Source organism: Streptomyces sp. NPDC001732 (genome assembly GCF_053596315.1).
Window position 1 is genome coordinate 16018 of record NZ_JBSFFY010000036.1, and the last position, 20136, is coordinate 36153.

Genomic DNA, 20136 nt, shown 5'->3' on the forward strand with positions numbered 1-20136 from the left:
TCGCCCCGGGACGCGGAAACCCGCACGGATCAGACACGGTACGGAAGGAAGGTGGCGGCAATGGCCAAGGCGACGGACGGGGACGCGACCCCCGTCCCCCAGCGACTGCTGGCCGCCGCCACCCGGCTCTTCGCCGAGCAGGGCTACGACCGCACCTCGGTCCAGGAGATCGTCGAGGCCGCGGGCGTCACCAAGGGCGCGCTCTACCACTACTTCGGTTCCAAGGAGGACCTCCTCCAGGAGGTCTACTCCCGGGTGCTCCGGCTCCAGCAGGAACGCCTCGACGCCTTCGCCGAGGCCGACGCCCCCGTCGAGCAGCGGCTGCGCGACGCCGCCGCAGACGTGGTCGTCACCACCATCGAGAACCTCGACGACGCCTCGATCTTCTTCCGCTCCATGCACCACCTGAGCCCGGAGAAGAACAAGCAGGTGCGGGCGGAACGGCGCCGCTACCACGAGCGCTTCCGGGCCCTGGTGGAGGAGGGCCAGCGCAGCGGGGTGTTCTCCACGGCCACCCCGGCGGACCTGGTCGTCGACTACCACTTCGGCTCGGTCCACCACCTGTCCACCTGGTACCGGCCCGACGGCCCGCTGGGCCGCCAGGAGGTCGCCGACCACCTGGCCGACCTGCTGCTGCGCGCGCTGCGCCCCTGACACCGGAGCCGGGGCCGGAGTCCGCCGCGCGGTGGGCCCGTACGGCCCCGGCTCCACGGCTTCTGGCCCCCCGGCGCCCCGGTCCGGTCACCGGCGGCGGACCTCGGCCATGAAGCAGCCGAACTCCACCGCGCGCACGTGCACCAGCGCCACCGCCGGGTCGGCGAAGACACCGCGCAGCACGTCGTCCACCTCGGCGGCCCGCTCCACGGGGATCTCCACCAGCGTTCCCCCGAGGATGTGCCCCCGGGCGTCGTAGGCGCGCAGCACCCGGCGGGCGCCGTGCATCGAGGCCGGATAGCCGGGGCCGGTGGTCTGCCCCTCGCACTCCTCGGCGTGGATGAAGACGGGACCGCGTTCGTCGTACGGGCCGGGCTCGGCCCCCGTCTCGGCCGCCCAGCGGCGCAACGGCGCGTACGAGACGAGGACGATCCGCTCACCGGCCTCGCTGTGCCGCAGACAGCAGCGGAGCGGAGCGCCGCCCTCCGGGTCGGTGACGGGGTGGCGGGCGACACCGGCGTCGTCCTGTTCGCGCAGTTGCTTCAGTACGGCGGGTGCGACGGCCCGCGTTTCGTGGAATGTCGTCATGGCTCCAGCATCGACGGCGCCCCGTCCCCGTACCGGCGGGAAACGGACATCGCGTTGGGGGCCGGAGCGCGTCCCCCGCCGTGGTCCGGGCCGGTCAGCCGGTCGAGGAGGGCCTCCGCGGCCGGATTGCGGGGGCGGGGCGCCCGCCCCGCGAGGACCACCGTCCGGCCGGGTTCCGGCTGGCGGATGCTCACGCACGGCAGCCCCGCGTCCTCCCCGATCCGCCGCGGCACGATCGCCACCCCGATGCCGGCCCGTACGAGATCGACGAGCAGCCGGATCTGGGTGACGTCGCAGGTGATCCGGCGTTCGAGGCCGCAGTGCGCGGCCAGTCTCCGTACCGCCGTCTCCAGACCCGTGCCCGCGCGGAAGTCCACGAACGGCTCGTCGGCGAGGTCCTTGATCAGGGTGCGCCCGGCGGTCGCCAGCCGGTGGCCCGGCGCGGTGATCAGCACCAGGTCCTCGTGCCAGGTCGCGAACCCGGCGATGCCGTCGGGGAGTTCGGCCGCGTCCGGGGCGAGATAGGCGAGGTCCAGCTCACCGGCCCGGAGCCCCGCGACCAGCTCCGGCGTCGTCGCCTCGCGCAACGAGATCTGCACCCCCGGCCACAGCCGGTGGTACGAGGCCAGCTCGGCCGCCAGGTCCACGCAGGTCAGGGTCTGGATCGTGCCGAGCCTCAACCGGCCGGTCGTCAGCCCCGACACGGCCGCCACCGCCTCCCGCGCGGCCCGGGTCCCGGCCAGTACCGACCGGGCCTCGGGCAGCAGCGCCCGGCCCGCCCCGGTGAGGACCACCCGTCGGCCGGTCCGGTCGAACAGCTCGGCGCCCAGCTCCCGTTCGAGGTTGCGCACGGAGGCGCTCAGCGCGGACTGCACGATCAGCTCGGCCCGTGCGGCGGCGGTGAAACTGCCGTGCGCAACCACCGCCATGAAGTGGCGGAGTTGGCGTATCTCCATCCATCGATGCTATCGATGGCAGCCAGCTGATCCATCTGTTGGACCGATCACAATTGCGGAGCGAGGCTGGATGTATGACCCATATCCAGCCGTCCGCGCACGTCCCGGCACTCTGGACCGCGGCCTACGGCCCGCGCCACCGCCCCTTCGTCCGTCTCGTCGCCCGGTGCCTGCTGCGGGTGCGGGCCTTCGCCCGCGACCTGGCCCTGGCGGACCACGTGGGGTCCGGCGGCTACTGAGGGCCTGTCGCGGGGGCGGGGCACGTCCGGCGACCGGGCGCGCGGCCTTCGGCGACCGGGTGCGCAGCCTCCGGCGACCGGGCGCGTGGCCTTCGGCGACCGGGTGCGCAGCCTCCGGCGACCGGGCGCGTGGCCTCCGGTAACCGGGCCCGGGGCCGAATCTCGTTGGTGGGGGCCGAACCGCCCCGGCTAGCATCCGACGATGCGGAAACCGGCCGACGCACACCTCCACGACGCCGTGGACCGGGCCGGCGCCGGCCCGCTGTCCCGACTCCCGGACGTACGGTCCGGGCTCCCGGACGTACGGGACCTCCCACCGGACACCCTGGGGCAGCTGGTCCGGCACGAGGACCCCGCCCTGCGCCATCTGGGGCTGGTCCTGCTCGACGAGCGGGTCACCACCTGCGCCCCCGCCGACGACGGGCAGCGGGCCGAACTCGCCGCTCTGCTGCCGACGGAGCTCCTGGGCCCGCCGGAGGCGGATCTCCTCCTGGCGGGGCTGTACGAGCGGCTCGGCCACCAGCTCCGCGGGCGCCCCCGGCCGTCCTGGCGCACGGCCGGACCCCTGCCGGCCCGGGTGCGGATCGCGTGGCTGCGCGCCGACCTCCTGCACGAGCCCGCCGTGCTCCGCGACGAGCCACCCGGCGAACTCCTCCACCGGGCCGTGCGGGAGACGGACATCACCGCCGCGCACCACCCGGCCCGGCTCGTGGACGAGCTGGCGGCCTGCGCCGATCCGGTGCTGCGGGCCGAGGCGGTACGACTGGTCCGGCAGGGGCTGCGCGCCGGACTGCTGGCCCCGGCAACGGCCCGGGAGGACCTGACCGGCCTGCTCGACGCCGACAGCGCCGGGGTCGTCACCGACGCGCTGGCCGCGCTCGCCGAACCGTGGGCGGCGACGGAACCGCTGCCGCGAGGACGGCTCGCCCCGTTCCTCGTCGCCGGGCGGGAGAGCGGACCTGCGGGGGACTTCGCACGGGAGCGGCCCGAGGTCGCCGAGGCCGCCCTCGCTGCCGCCGCCCGCCACGGCCACCGGGACCTGCTGCGACAGGTCGTCGACGACCCCGGCTTCCCGCCGGCCCCTCGCCGGCGCGCCATGGAACTGCTCGGCGACCTGGCGGACCGCGAGGACATCGGCGCACTGACGGCCGTCGCCGCGCGCGACCCCCTGCTCCTCGGCGGACCCGCGGTGACCTGTCTGCGCGGCCTCCACCGGCGCGGGCACTTCCCGCAGGACCGGGACGTCCCGGCCGTCGTCGGCCTCGCCCTGTCCGACCACTCGATTCCGCCCCACGAGGTGGCGACCGTCCTCTTCACCGCCCGGAAGGAAACGCTCCGGGTCCTGACGGACGCGGCGGCCGACGACCCGGAATGGCCCCGGCGGCTCGCCCTGCTGGTGGTCCTGGCCGCCCAGGGGGCCGGTGACCTGCCGGTCGGGGACGCGATCACCCGGCTGCTCCCGTCCGCCTCCGCCCCCGCGCCGTTCCTCGACGCGATCCGCGAACTGCGCCACGAGGACGCCGAGGAGGCCGTGCTCGCCCTGCTCCCCTCGATACCGGCCGCGGCCCTGGAGACCCTGGAGGCGATCGGCGGACCCCGCACCGTACTGGCCCTGCGGGACGGACTGGGAATCGCGGCGGACGTCCCGGCCCCGGGCGGGATCGCCCCCCACCTGCGCGCCGTGCGCGAGCGCGCCCTCGAACTCCTCTGGCAGCTCACCGACGACCCGGCCCAGCGCCACGACCTCCTCGCCCGGCTGGACCCCCTCGGCCTGCCGCCCCGCATCGCGGCCGGACTCGGCGGCCCCGACGAGCGGGAACTGGCCCTGCTGAGCTCCCACCTGGACCCGGACGAACCGGTGACGGCACTGTGCAGGGTGGCGGCCCACGGCACCGCCGCCACCCTCCCGGCCGTCGCCGACCTGCTGCTGCGCGTCGTGGCCGACCTGGCCGCGTCGTGGACTCCGGACGCCCCCGCCCGCACCGGGGAACACGGCCGGCCGGCCGGTGAGCCCGTGGTGCCGCAGGAGGTCCTGGACGCCGTGGCCGCCCTGGGCCGCAGGCTCCACGAGCGGGGCGCGATCAGACCGGTCTGCCTGCTCGGCGCCGCGGACGCGCGGGAGGCGGGCCACGCCCTCGTCGCCACCACGGTGCTGGACCTGCTGGACCGGCCCGGACTGTCCGACGCCGAGCGGGCGGTCCTCCTCGAAGCGCTGCTCCGGGCCCCCTGGGCGGGCACCCGCGCCCGGGTGCACCGGCTGCTGCGCCACCGGGACCGGCACGTGCGCAAGCACGTCATCGCCCTCCTCGCCCGCGACGCCACGGGCGAGGACGCACAGGTGCTGTCGGCCTCGCTGACCGCGCTGACCACCGCCCGGGACGTCCAGACCGTGCGCCAGGCCCTGCACGCCCTGGGGCGGGCCCGCGCCCACTGGGCGAGCACCGCGATCGCCGCATGCCTCGACCACCCGAACATGAACATCAAGAAGACCGCGGCCGAGGCACTGGTCCGCGCGGGCACCCCCGCGGCGCTCCCGAAGCTGCTGTCCCGGCTCGGGCGCGACGACAACCCCGGACTGCGCACCGCACTCCTCGCGGCCCTGCGCGCGGTCCTCGGCGACGCCTGCGCGGCCACGCTTCTCGCCGCCGCCGAGCACGGCCCCGACGCCCGCGCCCGCCGACTGCTGCTGGAGGGCCTCGACGGCGCCCTCACCGTGCGCGCGATCCTCGCACTGGAGGAGCAGGCGTCCCCGGTGGCCGCCGAACTGCTCTCCCTGGTGGCGGCGGGCCGGGTCGCACCGGCCTTCGGCGAGGCGGGCGACCTCGCACCGGCCATGGCCCGGCACGGGATCACCGCACCGGACACCGGGCGGCCCCCGGCGGCCGACGCGGCGGACCGGGACGTGGCGGCGCTGGTGGCCGGGGGCTGGAACCCCTCGCTCGCCCTGCGGATCGCCGAGCGGGCGGGGCCGCTTCGCCCCGGCCGGCCGGACGAGCTGCGGCCGATGCTGGACCACTGGCTCCGCCTGGCCGCCTCCCGGCCCGCACACCGGCAGAAGGTGACCCGGTTCGCGCTGCGGATCTGCCCCGCGCCCCGGACCCCCGGGGAAGTCACCGTCCTCGCCCGGTCCGCCGGGGTGCTGCTCGACGCGCTCGCCGACGCCCGGGACGAGGACCGCCACGACCTGATCGCCGTACTGGAGGAGGCCGCGCCGATGGTGCCGGCCGCCGGGAGACCGTGCGCCATCGCCTCGGTACGGGCCCTGCGCCCCGCGCCCGCCACGCCGCACCGGTCCACGCTGACGCTGCTGCGCCGCCTCGGCGCGGTGCCGGTCCGGGCCGACCTCGACCGGGCGCTCGCGGGCGCCCGGCTCGGCGCCGACCCCTGGCGGGCCGAAACCGCCGTGCTGCGCGAGGCGTTCGCCGTCCCGGAGCCCGCGGCGGACCCCCTTCCCGCCGCGACCCGGGCCTGGCGGACGGCACTGGACGAGGCGGTGCGCACCCCGGGCGGGCCGGAGGAGTTCCGCCGCCGGGACGACGGCACGGTCCCCTCGCGGGACCGGCTGAACGCACTGATCGAGGCCCACCGGGGCGCCGACGGCCCGGCGGCACGGGACGTGCTGCTCGACTGGATGACGTCCCTCCAGCCGCTCGACGCCCCGCCGTGGACCGTCACCGGGACCGCCCGCGCGGCGGCGCCCCCGAGGCGCGTCCGCGCCGACGACCTCGACCAGCCCCGCTCGGCCGCCCAGCGCGAACGGTTGCTGGCCATGCTGGAGTCGGATGCGGCGGACCGCCGGCGGACCGCCGCACGGGCCCTCGCACAATGGCCCGAGCCCGCGGCCCGGCTGGCGGTGCTCCGCGCCCATCTCCGCGGGCGCGTCGAGCCGACTCCCGGCACCGGCCCGGCCCGCGCGCTGGCCGGGATCGACGAGGCGGAACTCCGGAGCGACGGCGTCCGGCCCGATCTGGTGGCCCGTGCGGCGGCGCGGCTCGACCCGTGGGAGCTGGAACCGCTGGTGCCGCTGCTGCTGGAGTGGTGGGAACACGGCCCGGCCGAGGTCGGGGCTGAGCTCGCCGGGGCGTTGCACGCCTACCCCGCCGACGCGTTGGCCGACGCCCTGGGCGAGCGGCTCGACGCCGGGGCCTGGGGCTTCCTCGACCTGCTCGCCGGCCGGCCGCTGCTGCGCACCCCCGCGCTGACGGAGACCTGCCGACGCCTGCGCGCGGAAGGCCGCGACGAACTGGCGGACCGGCTCCGGCTCGTGGAGGGTCCGCTGCGCGGCCCGGACGCCGCGCGGCGGGACGCGGCCGCGCTCGCGGCGCTCCGTGAACGCGGCACCGCAGCCCCGGCCGACCCCGCCCGCCGCCCGTCCCGCCGGGGACTGCTGGACCTGGCCCGCACCGGAACCCCGGAGCAGATCTGCCGGGCCCTCACCGAACTGGCCGGTGCGCACCCCGGCCCGGACACCGACCGGGACGGCCGACTCCGCGACCTGCTCGACGAGTTGATCGCCCATCCCCGGTCCGAGGTCCGGCTGCGCGCGCACCGGACGTCACGGGTGATGCTGGACCGGCGGACCCACCTGCGGCACACCGCGTCGCTGCTGGACGACCCCCGCCCGGACGTGGTGCGGATGGCGATCCGGACGCTCTGCCGCGCCGGTTGGGAGCCCGCGGCCCCCGCCGTGACGGGACTGCTCGCCCATCCGCACGCCGTCGTGCGCGGGGCGGCGGCCGAGGGGCTCGTCGAGCTGGGCGGGGCGGCGGTCCCCGCCCTCCGCAAGGCCGCCGCCCGCGCCCGCCCCGACCGGCGCTCCCGGTACACCTCGGTGCTCGACCGGATCAGGACCTCGGAGAACGAGCCCCCGAACGACCGTTGAGGACGGGGGAGCAGGGCGAGAGGAACGAGGCCGAGGACGAGGAGGGGACCGGCGGTATCCCGCCCCCCGACCCGTCCCCGGCCCCGTACCGCGTCCGCCGCCCGTCCCCGGGGCGCCGCCTACGGCACGTACCGCTTGATCTCCCGCCGGGCCAGTGACCGCTGGTGCACCTCGTCCGGGCCGTCCGCCAGCTGCAACGTCCGTGCCGCCGCCCACAGTTCGGCCAGGGGGAAGTCCTGGCCGACCCCGCCCGCGCCGTGCAGCTGCACCGCCCGGTCGAGGATGTCGACCACCGCGCGCGGGGTGGCGATCTTGATGGCCTGGATCTCCGTGTGCGCGCCCCGGTTGCCCACCGTGTCCATCAGCCACGCCGTCTTCAGGACCAGCAGCCGCAGCTGCTCCACCGTCACCCGGGCGTCCGCGATCCAGTTCTGCACGACGCCCTGCTGGGCGAGCGGCCTGCCGAAGGCAGTACGGGACACCGCCCGTCGGCACATCAGCTCGATCGCCCGCTCGGCCATGCCGATCAGCCGCATGCAGTGGTGGATACGGCCCGGCCCCAGCCGCGCCTGGGCGATGGCGAAGCCGCCGCCCTCCTCGCCGATCAGATTCGCGGCGGGCACCCGCACGTTCGTGAAGACGACCTCGGCGTGGCCGCCGTGGTAGTGGTCCTCGTAGCCGTACACCTGCATGGCGCGCCGCACTTCGAGCCCCGGGGTGTCGCGCGGGACCAGGATCATCGACTGCTGGCGGCGGATGTCCGCACCGTTCGGGTCGGTCTTGCCCATCACGATGAAGATCTCGCAGTCCGGGTTCATCGCCCCGGAGATGTACCACTTGCGGCCGTCGACGACGTAGTCACCGCCGTCGCGCACGATCCGGGTCTCGATGTTCGTCGCGTCCGACGAGGCCACCTCGGGCTCCGTCATCGCGAACGCGGAGCGGATCTCCCCGGCGAGCAGCGGCTCCAGCCACCGCTTCTTCTGCTCGTCCGTGCCGAACTGGAAGAGCACCTCCATGTTCCCGGTGTCCGGGGCCGCGCAGTTGAGTGCGGTCGGCGCCAACTGCGGGGAACGGCCGGTGATCTCGGCGAGCGGGGCGTACTGGAGATTGGTCAGCCCGGCCCCGTACTCCGCGTCGGGGAGGAAGAGGTTCCACAGCCCCTGCCGCCGCGCCTCGGCCTTCAGGTCCTCGACGATCCGTGGGGTCTCCCACGGGGAGGCCAGCAGCGCGCGCTGTTCGTCCGCGGTCTTCTCGGCCGGGTGCACGTGCTCGTCCATGAAGGCGAGCAGCCGGCCGCGCAGCTCTTCGGTGCGGGCGTCGAATGCGAAGTCCATGGGGGATCAGCCTTCCTGGAGGGTGCCGAGGCCGTGCTCGATGAAGACGGGGACGAGATCGCCGATGCGGTCGAAACCGGCGCCGACGGTCCGGCCCAGGGTGTAGCGGTAGTGGATGCCCTCCAGGATCACGGCGAGCTTGAACCAGGCGAACGCCGTGTACCAGGAGATGGCCGAGGCGTCCCGGCCGGAGCGGGCGGCGTAGCGCTCGATCAGTTCGGCGGGCGAGGGGTGGCCCGCCGCGCCGCTGGTGGTGGAGACGGGGGAGTCCGCCAGGCCGAGGTCGGAGCTGTACATCACCAGCAGCCCGAGATCGGTCAGCGGGTCGCCGAGCGTCGACATCTCCCAGTCGAGGACGGCCTCGATCCGGTCGTCGGCACCGATCAGGACGTTGTCCAGGCGGTAGTCGCCGTGCACGACGGTGGGCGCGGGCGAACCGGGCAGCGCGCGCCCGAGCGCGGCGTGCAGTTCGTCGATGCCGGGCAGTTCGCGATTGCGCGAGGCGTCCAGCTGCTTGCCCCAGCGGCGCAGCTGCCGGTCGAGGAAGCCCTCGGGCCGCCCGAAGTCGCCCAGCCCGACGGCCTGCGGGTCCACCGCGTGCAGATCGACCAGGGTGTCGACGAGGCCGAGCACGGCCGCACGGGTGCGTTCGGCGCCCAGCGGGGCGAGCTGCTCGGCGCTTCGGTACGGGGTGCCCTCGACGTACTCCATGACGTAGAAGGGCGACCCGATCACCGTGTCGTCCTCGCAGAGCAGCACCGGCTCGGGCACCGGCACGGCCGTCGGGTGGAGCGCGGTGATCACCCGGTGCTCCCGCTTCATGTCGTGCGCGGTGGCCAGCACATGACCCAGCGGGGGCCTGCGGACGACCCAGCGGCCGGTGCCGTCCGTGACGACGTACGTCAGGTTCGACCGGCCGCCCTCGACGACCCGGGCTTCGAGCGGTCCGCTCACCAGCCCCGGCCGCTCGCGGTCGAGGTGTCCGCGCAGCCGGTCGAGGTCGAGACCTGGCGGGTGGACTGGGCTCATCGTGCGCACCTCCGGGTGAAAGACGGTCGCTGCTCATGATGCCGACCAGTCGGTATGTCGTCCAGGGGGCTCCCGGAAACCGGCGCCCCGACTCCGGTGCGGATCGGGCCGGAGTCTGGTGTTCGGTCGCATCCCTGAATAGAGTTCACGTATGAATACAGAGCTGCTGATCGACGAAGTCCGGCTGACCCCGATCCTGATCGCCGACCCGCCCCTGCTCAACACCCAGGGCGTCCACCAGCCCTACACCCCCCGCCTCGTCGTGGAGGTCGTCACCCGAGAGGGCGTCACGGGGATCGGGGAGACGTACGGGGACGGCAGGTACCTCGACCTCGCGCAGCCGCTCGCCACCGCACTCGTCGGACGCCCGGTCAGCGATGTGAACGGCCTGTTCGCCCTGGCCGACGAGGTGTGCGGTGATTCACGCGCGACCGACGACCGGGTCGAGGCGGGCGGACTGCGCGGCGTCCAGACCGCCGACAAGCTCCGGCTCTCCGTCGTCTCCGGCTTCGAGGTCGCCTGCCTGGACGCACTGGGCAGGGCCCTCGGCCTCCCCGTGCACGCCCTGCTCGGCGGGAAGGTCCGCGACCGCGTCGAGTACAGCGCCTATCTCTTCCACCGCTGGGCCGCACACCCCGAGGGCGGGGAGCAGGACGACTGGGGCGCCGCCCTCGACCCGGCCGGCGTCGTCGCCCAGGCCCGGCGCTTCGCCCGCGAGCACGGCTTCTCCTCCTTCAAGCTCAAGGGCGGCGTCTTCGAACCCGACCGGGAGATCGCCGCGATCCGCGCCCTGGCCGAGGAGTTCCCCGGCCGTCCGCTGCGCCTGGACCCCAACGGCGCCTGGTCCGTCGAGACCTCGCTGTACGTCGCCGGGCAGCTGAAGGGCGTGCTGGAGTACCTGGAGGACCCGGCGACCGGCACCGACGCGATGGCCGAGGTCGCCGCGGCCACCGACGTACCGCTCGCCACCAACATGTGCGTGACCACCCTCGCCGAGCTCCCGGACGCCTTCGCCCGCGACGCCGTGCAGGTGGTCCTCTCCGACCACCACTACTGGGGCGGGCTGCACCGCACCCGCGAACTCGCCGGGATCTGCCGCACCTTCGGCGTCGGGCTCTCCATGCACTCCAACACCCACCTCGGCATCAGCCTGGCCGCGATGACCCACGTCGCCGCCACCGTCCCCAACCTCGACTACGCCTGCGACAGCCACTACCCCTGGCAGACCGAGGACGTCATCACCACCCGCCACGTCTTCGAGGACGGCCGGCTGACCGTGTCCGACGCCCCCGGCCTCGGCGTGGAACTCGACCACGACCGCCTGGCCGTGCTGCACCGCCGCTGGCTGGAGGACGACGGCACCATGCGCGAGCGCGACGACGCGGCCGCGATGCGCAAGGCCGAGCCCGGCTGGCGGACCCCCGCGATCCCGCGCTGGTGACGGCCCGGCCGGGGCCGTCCCGGCGGCCCGAGTTGCGGGCGCCCCGGCCCGCACCGACGGTCGGTACATGAAGGCGATCAGCTACAGCAGGTACGGCGGGGCCGAGGTCCTGGAGTACGGGGAGCGGCCCGACCCCAAGGTCGGCCCGGACACGGTCCTGGTGAAGGTGCGGGCCGCGGCGGTCAACCCGGTCGACTGGAAGGCCCGCGAGGGGCACCTCGACCCCGTCCTGGACGCCGTGTTCCCGGTGATCCCCGGCTGGGACGTGTCCGGCGTCGTGGTCCAGCCCGGCATCGGCGTCGAGGAGTTCGCGGTCGGCGACGAGGTCATCGGCTACGCCCGGGAGGACTTCCTCTGCCGCGGCACGCTCGCCGAGTACGTCGCCGCCCCCGTGCGGGCCCTCGCCCGCAAGCCCCGGAACCTGAGCTTCGAGGCCGCGGCGGGCCTGCCGCTGGCCGGTCTCACCGCCTACCAGGTGCTGCACCGCGCCCTGAAGGTCCAGAGCGGCGACACGGTACTCGTCCACGCCGCGGCGGGCGGCGTCGGCTCGTTCGCCGTCCAGCTCGCCCGGCACGCCGGAGCCCGCGTCATCGGCACCGCGAGCGAACACAACCACGACCACGTCCGGCAGCTCGGCGGGGAACCGGTGGCCCACGGGGACGGCCTCGCCGACCGCCTCCGGGAACTGGCTCCCGACGGCGTCGACGCCGCGTTCGACACGATCGGTGGCGAAACGCTCCGGATCTCCGCCGAAGCGCTGAAGCCCGGCGGGCGGCTGGCGTCCGTCGTGGACGCCGAGGTCTTCTCGTACGGCGGCCGTTACGTCTATGTGCGTCCGGACGCCGGGGACCTCGCCCACCTGGCCGAACTGGCCGAACAGGGCGTCGTCACGGTCCACGTGGACCGGGTGTTCCCGCTGGAGGAGGCGGCGCAGGCGCACCGGCTGAACGAGCAGGGGCGCACCCGGGGAAAGATCGTCGTCACCGTGCCCTGGGAGGTCCCGGACGTCCCCGAGGCCCCGGCCGGCTGAACCGGCACGCCCGGCCCAAGGCCCCGGCCCCGGCCCAGGCCCTGGCCCACGGCACCCCCCACGGCCCCGAGCCGGAACGGCGCGGCCTTCAGAACAGCATGGCGGCGGCGAACACCGCGAGCCCGACCGTGCACGCCGCCGCGGCCAGCGCGCCGCGCGCCGACAGGGGCCGGGGCCGGGCCGTCCCCAGCCCGAGCACCCGCAGATGCGCCACCCGCAGGAACCCCAGCCAGGCCAGCGCGCTCAGCGACACCGCGAGGATCCCGGCCGGGCCCACCCCGCCGTGCAACGCCTGTTTGACCGCCAGCAGCGCCACCACCGTGCACGACAGCGTCGTGCGCCGCCACGCCAGCCTCGTCCGCTCGGGCTGCAGTCCGGGGTCGCGTTCCGCGGTGGTCACCGGCCCTCCCAGCCGAAGAGGACCACCACCGCCATCGCCACGGCGACGACCGCGACGGCGATGCCGAGCAGCGTCGGGAACCGGGAGACCGGAAGGTCCTCCCCGCGCCGCATCGCCCGCTCGCACCGCACCCAGTGATTGACCGCGCGCAGCGCGCACAGCACCCCGGCCGCCAGCAGCGCGAACGCCAGCCCGGCACGGACGCCCCACGCCAGTTCCGGCAGGAACTGGTCGACCGCGAAGCCGCCGCCGATCAGCGCCAGAGCCGTCCGGATCCAGGCGAGGAAGGTGCGCTCGTTGGCGAGCGAGAACCGGTAGTCGGGGGTGTCGCCCTCCTCGCGGATCCGCTGCGGCGCGAACCACAGCCGCAGGCCCCGTACGAACTCGTTCACGCGCGAACCCCGTCCACCGCTCCGCCGTCCGTCGCTTCGTCGTCCACCGTTTCGCCGACAGGTACGGGCCGCACTCAGGACACCGCCCCGCCGGCCCGGAACGCACGCAGCCGGTGGTACGCCTCCAGCCCGTCCGGCACCCACTCCCAGTCGCCGATCCGCTCCGCGAGCTCCGCCTCGGTGAGGAAGGCGTGCCAGGCGACCTCCTCCGCCTGCGGGTCCACCGGCAGTTCGCAGCGCACCCGGTAGACGGCGGACCACCAGGAGTGTCCGGCGCCCTCGTAGAGGAACGTGAAGAGCGGCTCGGGCCGGGGCAGGCCGGACACCCCCAGCTCCTCCTCGGCCTCCCGCAGCGCCGCCTCGTCGTAGGACTCGCCCGCGCCGACCACCCCGCCGACGAACATGTCGTAGTGGGACGGGAAGACCAGCTTGGTCGGGGTCCTGCGGTGGACGAAGAGCCGGCCGTCGGCGTCCCGCACCTCGATGAAGACGCAGCGGTGGCGAAGGCCCCGCGCGGTCGCCTCCCCGCGCGGGGCCCGTCCCACGACCACGTCGTTCTCGTCGACGATGTCCAGGATCTCGTCAGAAGGGTTCATGCCCCTCATCCAACATCAGCCGTCGGGGACGGGCACCGCTCCCGGCGGCCGAGCGCCCCGCCGCGCCCTCCGAGGGGCCCCGGGCGGGGGTCCCGGGCGGGGCGGTCACTGCCCCATGACGTACTTGACGGTCGGGCCCGTGGTCCAGCCGCCGTCCACGGCCAGCTCGGCGCCGGTGACGTACGAGGCGGCGTCCGAGAGCAGGAAGACGACCGCCTCCGCGATCTCCGGTGCCTCGCCGACCCGGCCCATCGGGGTGTTCGGGTAGTTGCCGTCGCCCTGCCGGATGCCGACGGACGCGGTCATCGGCGTGTAGACCATGCCGGGGTGCACGGAGTTCACCCGGATCCCCGCCGTGCCGAGCTCCACCGCGCCGATCTTCGTCAGACCGCGCACGCCCCACTTCGACGCGCCGTAGCTGGAGGTCAGGGCGAGGCCCATCAGCCCGGCGGCCGAGGAGATGTTGACGATCGAGCCGCCGCCGTTCTCCTTCATCACCGGGATCACCGTCTTCATGCCGATGAAGACGGCCGTCAGATTGATGTCGAGGACCTTGCGGAAGTGCTCGACGGTCTCGGTCTCCAGCGGCTGGCCGGTCGACACGCCGGCGTTGTTGACCAGCCCGTCGAGGCGTCCGAACTCGGCGACGGCGAACTCGGCGACGCGCTGCCAGTCCTCCTCGGAGGTCACGTCGTGGTGCAGGAAGCGGGCCTTCGCCCCCAGCTCCGCGGCGGTGGCGGCGCCCTCCTCGTCGAGCACGTCGGTGATCACCACATCGGCGCCGCCCGCCACCGCGAGGCGGGCGGCCTCGGCGCCCAGGCCCCGGGCGCCGCCGGTGATGACGACGGTCTTGTCGGTGAGGCTGCTCTTGTCGGTCATGTCGCTTCCTCCATGTGGTGCAGGTGGCAAGTGGTGCGAGTGGTACGTGGTTGCGGTCCTGCGGGCGGTCACCCGCCGCCCGGCACGGGGGCGTGCAGGAACGCGGTGGTGGTCTCGACGAGATCGGCGAGGAAGAACGCGTCGCCGGTCAGTGGTTCGATGCCGTCGAGACGCTGGCGGGCGCGGTCGGCCAGCGCCGCGCCGATCAGGGTGAGCGCCAGGTCCAGGCGTTCCAGGCGCACGGGGGCGGGCAGCCCGCCCAGACGGTCCCCGAGGCGGCCGATCAGCCGCCCGTATCCGGTGCCGTCCAGAACGGGGTGCGGCCGGCCGGTCCGCAGTCCGGTCTCATGGCTGAGCCGGGCCGAGATCCGCAGACAGCGCAGGCCGCGGTCGTCGGCGAGCAGGCTCGCCTCGGCCGTCACCAGCGCGGTGAGCAGCTCCCGTGCCCCGCAGTCCTCGTCCAGGGCGTCGAGCAGCGGTGCCAGCACCCGCTCGGTACGGGCCTGGCGGCCCGCCATCACGGCGTCGAGCAGTCCGGCCCGGGAGCCGAAGTGGTACTGGACCGCGGAGGGGTTGGCCTGGCCCGCCAGCCGGACGACGTCCCGCAGCTGGGCGCCGTCGGGACCCTGCGCGGCGAAGACCTCCTCCGCCGCGCGGATCAACTTCTCCCTGGTGGCCTGTCCGGACGTTCGCGTCATGACAGCAGTCTAATGCTGGCCATTATTAAAAACCGGGGCGGGGCCCGCCCGGCAGTCGGACGGCCCCGCTCAGTGCGGCTGGAGGCTCTTCTCGCGGCGCCCGCCCACGGACCCCTCCGGCATCGCCGGGTGCAGCCCGAGCAGCACGATCCCGACGACGATCGCGACGAGCCCGACCGCCTGCCAGACCAGCGCCCCGGCGTCGGTGCGCAGCCGGTCGCCGAGGAAGCCGACCCCGCAGGCGATCCCGGCCAGCGGCTGGGAGGCGGTCAGCGGGGGCAGCGAGACCCGCAGCGGGCCCGTCTCGAACGCGCTCTGCACCAGGAGCAGTCCGGTGACCCCCAGCGCCACCACGGCGTACGGCTGCCACCCCGTCACCAGCGCCTCCCACCCGCCGTGGGACAGCAGCTGCCCGCTGACCCGGGTGAGGGCGTCCTGGAGTCCGTACAGCAGACCGGCCGCCACCGCGAGCAGGGCCGGGGCGACCCCGGACCGGGAGCGCCTGGCGACGGTGGTGAGCAGCAGGGCGGCGCCCACGACCACCCCGATCACCAGCCAGTGCCGCAGCGCGCTGGAGACCGCCTCGCCGCCCTCCGGCCGGCCCGCCAGCAGAAAGGCCGCGACCCCGCCGGCCAGCAGCCAGAGCCCGGCCCACCCCTGCCGGCCGAGCCGCTGACCGGTGCGGTGCCGGGACAGGGTCATCGCGAAGAGCAGATTGGTCGCGAGGAGCGGTTCGACGACGGACACCTCGCCCTTGCCCAGGGCCAGGGCGCCCAGCACCATGCCGCAGACCATCAGCCCGATCCCGGCCAGCCAGCTCGGCACCCGCATCAGGTCCAGCAGCAGCCGGGGGGACAGGTAGTCGCTTCTCGGGGCGTGCGAGGCGGCGGCCTGCTGGAGGACGAAGCCGAATCCCAGACAGCAGGCGGCACTCACGGCGAGCACGAGGACCGGCACCGACACGCTTCTACCTCGAGTCAGGCCAGAAGTGGGTGGATTTGTACCGACGATAGCGGCTGCACCCCGAAGGCGCGGCCGGAGTGCCGCCGACCGGGCGGTTGACGCCGTGGCGACCGGGTGCCGAAGATCTGACGCACCAGTAACCTCCGGCTCCGGGACCGGACCACGGCCGCGACCGGATCGCCCCGACAGGATGGGACCCATGGCGTACGACGCTGATGTGATCGTGATCGGGGCAGGACTCGCCGGCCTGGTGGCCACCGCCGAGCTGGTCGAAGCGGGCCGCTCGGTGATCCTGCTCGACCAGGAGCCCGAGCAGTCGATCGGCGGTCAGGCGCACTGGTCCTTCGGCGGGCTCTTCCTCGTCGACTCGCCCGAACAGCGCCGGATGAGGATCAAGGACAGCCACGAGCTGGCCCTCCAGGACTGGTTCGGCACGGCGGGCTTCGACCGCGAGGAGGACCACTGGCCGCGGAAGTGGGCCGAGGCGTACGTGGACTTCGCGGCCGGTGAGAAGCGCTCCTGGCTGCACGCCCAGGGGCTGCGGATCTTCCCCGTCGTCGGCTGGGCCGAGCGCGGCGGCTACGACGCGAACGGCCACGGCAACTCCGTACCCCGCTTCCACATCACCTGGGGCACCGGCCCCGGCATCGTCGCCCCCTTCGAGCGCCGGGTGCGCGAGGGCGCCGCCAAGGGCCTCGTACGGTTCCGGTTCCGCCACCGGGTCACGGGGCTCGGTCGCACCGCGGGCACCGTCGACACGGTGACCGGCGAGGTGCTGGAGCAGAGCGCGGCGGCCCGCGGCACCGCGAGCAGCCGCCGGGCGACCGGCACGTTCGAGCTGAGGGCCCAGGCGGTGATCGTCACCTCGGGCGGCATCGGCGGCAACCACGACCTGGTGCGCAAGCAGTGGCCCGCCCGGCTCGGCACCCCGCCCGCGAAGCTGCTCTCCGGCGTCCCCGCCCACGTCGACGGCCTCATGCTCGGCATCGCCGAGGAGGCGGGCGCCCACCACATCAACCGCGACCGCATGTGGCACTACACCGAGGGCATCGAGAACTGGAACCCGATCTGGGCCCGGCACGGCATCCGGATCCTGCCCGGCCCGTCCTCGCTCTGGCTCGACGCCCGGGGCCGCCGGCTGCCGGTGCCGCTCTTCCCGGGCTTCGACACCCTCGGCACCCTCGAACACATCATGAAGTCGGGCCACGACCACACCTGGTTCGTCCTCGACCGGAAGATCATCGGCAAGGAATTCGCGCTCTCCGGCTCCGAGCAGAACCCCGACCTGACCGGGAAGTCGGTCCGCGACGTGATCGGCCGGGCCCGCGCGGACGTCCCGGCGCCGGTGAAGGCGTTCATGGACAACGGCGTGGACTTCGTCGTCGAGAAGGACCTCGCCGCCCTGGTCCGGGGCATGAACGCGCTCACCGACGAACCGCTGATCGACGAGGCCGAACTGCGCCGCGAGATCACCGCGCGCGACCGCGAGATCGCCAACCCCTTCACCAAGGACCTCCAGATCACCGCGATCCACGGGGCCCGCGCCTACCTCGGCGACAAGCTGATCCGCACGGCGCCGCCGCACCGCATCCTGGACCCCAAGGCCGGCCCGCTGATCGCCGTACGGCTGAACATCCTGACCCGCAAGTCGCTCGGCGGGCTGGAGACGGACCTGTCCTCCCGGGTTTTGACCGCGGACGGCGAACCCCTGCCCGGCGTGTACGCGGCGGGGGAGGCGGCCGGTTTCGGCGGCGGCGGGGTGCACGGCTACCGCTCGCTGGAAGGGACCTTCCTCGGCGGCTGCATCTTCTCCGGCCGAGCGGCGGGCCGGGCGGCGGCGCGGGCCGTCGTCTAGGGGGCCGTCGCCCGGGGCGCACGGGCTGCCGACGGGCCCGCCCCCCCCGGCCGGATCGGGCCGGGGGGAGGCGCCCCCGGACCGCCGCCTACCGCTCCTTCGCCCCCACGACGGGGCCCAGCAGTTCGACGACGCGGAACCGTTCGGCGACGACCATGGTGTCGTCGTCGACGGTGAAGTCCGGGTCGCCGAGCGCCTCCCGCATCTCGTCGCTGTGCCAGAACTTCTCGTGCCCCGCACGCCACTCGGCCACCGACGTGTAGCCCTCGCCCTCGTCGATCGCGTGCTGGAGATCGACGTCGCCCAGACGCAGCACCCGTACCTCCGTCACCTCCAGCACCGCGGTCTCCCGGCCGTCCGAGTCGATCAGCGCGGACCGCTCGCCCACCGGCGGCAGCTCCTCCCGCTCCGCCTCGTACTCCGCGAGCAGCCCGGTCGTCGAGACCTTCGTCCCGGTGAGGACCGCCCCGACCAGCTGATCGCGCAGCGGTCCCGGGAAGGCGAGCAGGAAGGGCTTGAGGGGTTCACGGTTCGACATGGCGCCAAGTCTGGCATGGGCCGCCGGGCCCGGTGCCGGGGCGGTGCCCGGCCGGAGCCGTCAACCAGGTGCGCGAAGGCCGCAGTTGACGGAGGGCCGCGGCCGATACGACGACGGCGCCCGCCGGGCCGGGGCGCGCCGTGGCGTGCGCACCGGGCCGACGGACGCCGTCGGGGACGGCCCCCGGGCGAACCCCGGGGGGAGGAGGACCGTGCGGGAGGCCGCCGCCAAGGGCTGTCCCGCCAGGTGGCGGGACAGCCCTCAGACAACCAGCGACAGCAGCAGGACGAAGGCGAGCGCGACCACGGAGATGATGGTCTCCATGAACGACCAGGTCTTCACCGTCTGGCCGACGTCCATGCCGAAGTACTCCTTCACCAGCCAGAAACCGGCGTCGTTGACGTGGCTGAAGAAGAGGGAACCCGCGCCGACGGCGAGGACCAGCAGAGCGGCCTGGGCCGTGGACATGTCGGCGGCCAGCGGGGCGACCAGACCGGCCGCCGAAATGGTGGCCACGGTCGCCGAACCGGTCGCGAGCCGGATCGCGACGGCGATCAGCCAGCCCAGCAGCAGCGCCGGGATCGACCAGTTCTGGGAGAAGTCCAGGATCATCCGGCCCACGCCGGCGTCGATGAGGGTCTGCTTGAAGCCGCCGCCCGCGCCCACGATCAGCAGCACGCCCGCGATCGGGGCCAGGGACTTCTCGACGGTGACGGAGAGCCGGTCCTTGGAGAAACCGGCCGCCCGGCCCAGCGTGAACATGCCGACCACCACGGCCGCGAGCAGCGCGATCAGCGGCGAGCCGATCACATCGGTGACCTTCTGGACGCTCTGCTCCGGGTCGTCCACGACGATGTCGACCAGGGCCTTGACCAGCATCAGCACGACGGGCAGCAGAATCGTCGCCAGGGTGGCGCCGAAGCCGGGACGACGGTCCAGCTCCTTTGAGGGGCGCTGCGGGATCATCTTCTCCGGCGCCTGGATGTCCACCCAGCGGGCCGCGTAGCGGGAGAAGAGCGGCCCCGCGACGATCACGGTCGGTATCGCGACCAGCACGCCCAGCATCAGCGTGACGCCGAGGTTGGCGTCGAGGGCGTCGATCGCCACCAGCGGGCCGGGGTGCGGCGGGATCAGCCCGTGCATCACGGAGAGACCGGCCAGCGCCGGGATGCCGATCCGCATCAGGGAGTAGTTGCCGCGCTTCGCGACGAGCAGCACCACCGGGATCAGCAGCACGATCCCGACCTCGAAGAACAGCGGCAGCCCGATGATCGAGGCGATCAGCACCATCGCCCACGGCATGGCCCGCCCGCTCGCCCTGGCGAGGATGGTGTCGACGATCTGGTCCGCGCCGCCGGAGTCGGCCAGCAGCTTGCCCAGGACGGCGCCGAGCGCGATGAGGACACCGACCCCGGCGACGGTCGAGCCGAGACCGGCGGTGAAGCTCTCGATCGTCCTGGCCGGAGCGGCCCCGGCGAACGAACCGAGCGCCAGCGAACCGATGGTCAACGCGAGGAACGCGTGCACCTTGAACTTGGTGATGAGCAGAACGATGACGGCGATGCCCGCCAGGACTGCGATGCCCAACTGCGCGTTGCCCGCCGAGGTGATCGGTTCGACGGCGTCCGCCGCCAGCGTCTCGACGCTGAGACTGGTCAC

Annotated in this window: 18 protein-coding genes; 6 read left to right on the forward strand and 12 right to left on the reverse strand. The window is 74.3% G+C overall.

Annotation, left to right across the window (positions count from 1 at the left end):
* Nucleotides 1–60: 60 nt before the first annotated feature.
* Nucleotides 61–654 (forward strand): TetR/AcrR family transcriptional regulator, encoded by a 594-nt coding sequence (locus ACWCXX_RS27440; protein WP_451131702.1) that lies wholly within the window; start codon nucleotides 61–63, stop codon nucleotides 652–654.
* Nucleotides 655–741: 87 nt separating this feature from the next.
* Here ACWCXX_RS27440 and ACWCXX_RS27445 read toward each other — a convergent pair whose 3' ends face one another.
* Both ACWCXX_RS27445 and ACWCXX_RS27450 read right to left on the reverse strand, forming a co-directional pair.
* Nucleotides 742–1242, reverse strand: a complete 501-nt coding sequence (locus ACWCXX_RS27445) for a DUF1203 domain-containing protein (RefSeq protein WP_451131704.1) — start codon at nucleotides 1240–1242, stop codon at nucleotides 742–744.
* Nucleotides 1239–2198: a LysR family transcriptional regulator gene (locus tag ACWCXX_RS27450; RefSeq protein ID WP_451131706.1), complete on the reverse strand. Its 960-nt coding sequence runs from the start codon at nucleotides 2196–2198 to the stop codon at nucleotides 1239–1241. The genes ACWCXX_RS27445 and ACWCXX_RS27450 overlap by 4 nt, the downstream gene beginning before the upstream one ends.
* 74 nt (nucleotides 2199–2272) lie before the next feature.
* Here ACWCXX_RS27450 and ACWCXX_RS27455 point away from each other — a divergent pair, with 74 nt between their 5' ends.
* Entirely contained in the window at nucleotides 2273–2437 is a 165-nt protein-coding gene (locus ACWCXX_RS27455) for a hypothetical protein (protein ID WP_451131708.1), read from the forward strand.
* 202 nt (nucleotides 2438–2639) lie between these two features.
* A complete protein-coding gene (locus tag ACWCXX_RS27460) occupies nucleotides 2640–7319 on the forward strand; it encodes a HEAT repeat domain-containing protein (RefSeq protein ID WP_451131710.1) in 4680 nt (1559 codons plus the stop codon).
* Nucleotides 7320–7438: 119 nt separating this feature from the next.
* Here ACWCXX_RS27460 and ACWCXX_RS27465 read toward each other — a convergent pair whose 3' ends face one another.
* Nucleotides 7439–8656, reverse strand: coding sequence for an acyl-CoA dehydrogenase family protein (locus ACWCXX_RS27465; protein WP_451131712.1), 1218 nt, complete (start codon nucleotides 8654–8656; stop codon nucleotides 7439–7441).
* A gap of 6 nt (nucleotides 8657–8662) precedes the next feature.
* The gene (locus ACWCXX_RS27470) at nucleotides 8663–9685 is read right to left on the reverse strand and encodes a phosphotransferase family protein (RefSeq protein ID WP_451131714.1); all 1023 of its coding nucleotides are present in this window, start codon (nucleotides 9683–9685) and stop codon (nucleotides 8663–8665) included.
* 151 nt (nucleotides 9686–9836) lie between these two features.
* On the opposite strand from ACWCXX_RS27470, the gene ACWCXX_RS27475 reads away from it, so the two are divergent.
* Together ACWCXX_RS27475 and ACWCXX_RS27480 are read left to right on the forward strand one after the other, a co-directional pair.
* Nucleotides 9837–11126, forward strand: coding sequence for a glucarate dehydratase family protein (locus ACWCXX_RS27475; protein ID WP_451131716.1), 1290 nt, complete (start codon nucleotides 9837–9839; stop codon nucleotides 11124–11126).
* 67 nt (nucleotides 11127–11193) lie between these two features.
* A complete protein-coding gene (locus tag ACWCXX_RS27480; RefSeq protein WP_451131718.1) occupies nucleotides 11194–12156 on the forward strand; it encodes an NADP-dependent oxidoreductase in 963 nt (320 codons plus the stop codon).
* 88 nt (nucleotides 12157–12244) lie between these two features.
* Here the strand turns inward: ACWCXX_RS27480 and ACWCXX_RS27485 are convergent, their stop codons facing one another.
* The 6 genes from ACWCXX_RS27485 to ACWCXX_RS27510 form a co-directional block, all read right to left on the reverse strand.
* Nucleotides 12245–12556 (reverse strand): DUF202 domain-containing protein, encoded by a 312-nt coding sequence (locus tag ACWCXX_RS27485; protein ID WP_451131720.1) that lies wholly within the window; start codon nucleotides 12554–12556, stop codon nucleotides 12245–12247.
* Nucleotides 12553–12948, reverse strand: coding sequence for a YidH family protein (locus ACWCXX_RS27490; protein ID WP_451131722.1), 396 nt, complete (start codon nucleotides 12946–12948; stop codon nucleotides 12553–12555). Before ACWCXX_RS27490 ends, ACWCXX_RS27485 begins: the two co-directional genes overlap by 4 nt.
* Nucleotides 12949–13022: 74 nt before the next feature.
* On the reverse strand, nucleotides 13023–13544 hold the full coding sequence (locus tag ACWCXX_RS27495; protein ID WP_451131724.1) for an NUDIX hydrolase: 522 nt from the start codon (nucleotides 13542–13544) through the stop codon (nucleotides 13023–13025).
* Between the two features lie 105 nt (nucleotides 13545–13649).
* Nucleotides 13650–14423 (reverse strand): glucose 1-dehydrogenase, encoded by a 774-nt coding sequence (locus tag ACWCXX_RS27500; RefSeq protein ID WP_451131726.1) that lies wholly within the window; start codon nucleotides 14421–14423, stop codon nucleotides 13650–13652.
* 68 nt (nucleotides 14424–14491) lie between these two features.
* Nucleotides 14492–15121 (reverse strand): TetR/AcrR family transcriptional regulator, encoded by a 630-nt coding sequence (locus tag ACWCXX_RS27505; RefSeq protein ID WP_451131728.1) that lies wholly within the window; start codon nucleotides 15119–15121, stop codon nucleotides 14492–14494.
* Nucleotides 15122–15190: 69 nt separating this feature from the next.
* A complete protein-coding gene (locus ACWCXX_RS27510; protein WP_451131730.1) occupies nucleotides 15191–16084 on the reverse strand; it encodes a DMT family transporter in 894 nt (297 codons plus the stop codon).
* A gap of 199 nt (nucleotides 16085–16283) precedes the next feature.
* Between ACWCXX_RS27510 and ACWCXX_RS27515 the strand changes: the two genes are divergently transcribed.
* Entirely contained in the window at nucleotides 16284–17939 is a 1656-nt protein-coding gene (locus ACWCXX_RS27515) for an FAD-binding dehydrogenase (RefSeq protein WP_451131732.1), read from the forward strand.
* 88 nt (nucleotides 17940–18027) lie between these two features.
* Here the strand turns inward: ACWCXX_RS27515 and ACWCXX_RS27520 are convergent, their stop codons facing one another.
* Nucleotides 18028–18477: an ASCH domain-containing protein gene (locus ACWCXX_RS27520; RefSeq protein WP_451131734.1), complete on the reverse strand. Its 450-nt coding sequence runs from the start codon at nucleotides 18475–18477 to the stop codon at nucleotides 18028–18030.
* A 261-nt stretch (nucleotides 18478–18738) separates the two neighbouring features.
* Nucleotides 18739–20136 (reverse strand): GntT/GntP/DsdX family permease, encoded by a 1398-nt coding sequence (locus ACWCXX_RS27525; protein ID WP_451131736.1) that lies wholly within the window; start codon nucleotides 20134–20136, stop codon nucleotides 18739–18741.

What these genes read in the sequence shown, in the direction of transcription:
- ACWCXX_RS27475 (WP_451131716.1), top strand. Translation starts at nt 9,837, where the DNA reads ATGAATACAGAGCTGCTGATCGACGAAGTCCGGCTGACCCCGATCCTG.
- ACWCXX_RS27495 (WP_451131724.1), bottom strand. Translation starts at nt 13,544, where the DNA reads ATGAACCCTTCTGACGAGATCCTGGACATCGTCGACGAGAACGACGTG.
- ACWCXX_RS27470 (WP_451131714.1), bottom strand. Translation starts at nt 9,685, where the DNA reads ATGAGCCCAGTCCACCCGCCAGGTCTCGACCTCGACCGGCTGCGCGGA.
- ACWCXX_RS27500 (WP_451131726.1), bottom strand. Translation starts at nt 14,423, where the DNA reads ATGACCGACAAGAGCAGCCTCACCGACAAGACCGTCGTCATCACCGGC.
- ACWCXX_RS27465 (WP_451131712.1), bottom strand. Translation starts at nt 8,656, where the DNA reads ATGGACTTCGCATTCGACGCCCGCACCGAAGAGCTGCGCGGCCGGCTG.
- ACWCXX_RS27480 (WP_451131718.1), top strand. Translation starts at nt 11,194, where the DNA reads ATGAAGGCGATCAGCTACAGCAGGTACGGCGGGGCCGAGGTCCTGGAG.
- ACWCXX_RS27440 (WP_451131702.1), top strand. Translation starts at nt 61, where the DNA reads ATGGCCAAGGCGACGGACGGGGACGCGACCCCCGTCCCCCAGCGACTG.
- ACWCXX_RS27460 (WP_451131710.1), top strand. Translation starts at nt 2,640, where the DNA reads ATGCGGAAACCGGCCGACGCACACCTCCACGACGCCGTGGACCGGGCC.
- ACWCXX_RS27455 (WP_451131708.1), top strand. Translation starts at nt 2,273, where the DNA reads ATGACCCATATCCAGCCGTCCGCGCACGTCCCGGCACTCTGGACCGCG.
- ACWCXX_RS27445 (WP_451131704.1), bottom strand. Translation starts at nt 1,242, where the DNA reads ATGACGACATTCCACGAAACGCGGGCCGTCGCACCCGCCGTACTGAAG.
- ACWCXX_RS27450 (WP_451131706.1), bottom strand. Translation starts at nt 2,198, where the DNA reads ATGGAGATACGCCAACTCCGCCACTTCATGGCGGTGGTTGCGCACGGC.
- ACWCXX_RS27520 (WP_451131734.1), bottom strand. Translation starts at nt 18,477, where the DNA reads ATGTCGAACCGTGAACCCCTCAAGCCCTTCCTGCTCGCCTTCCCGGGA.
- ACWCXX_RS27505 (WP_451131728.1), bottom strand. Translation starts at nt 15,121, where the DNA reads ATGACGCGAACGTCCGGACAGGCCACCAGGGAGAAGTTGATCCGCGCG.
- ACWCXX_RS27515 (WP_451131732.1), top strand. Translation starts at nt 16,284, where the DNA reads ATGGCGTACGACGCTGATGTGATCGTGATCGGGGCAGGACTCGCCGGC.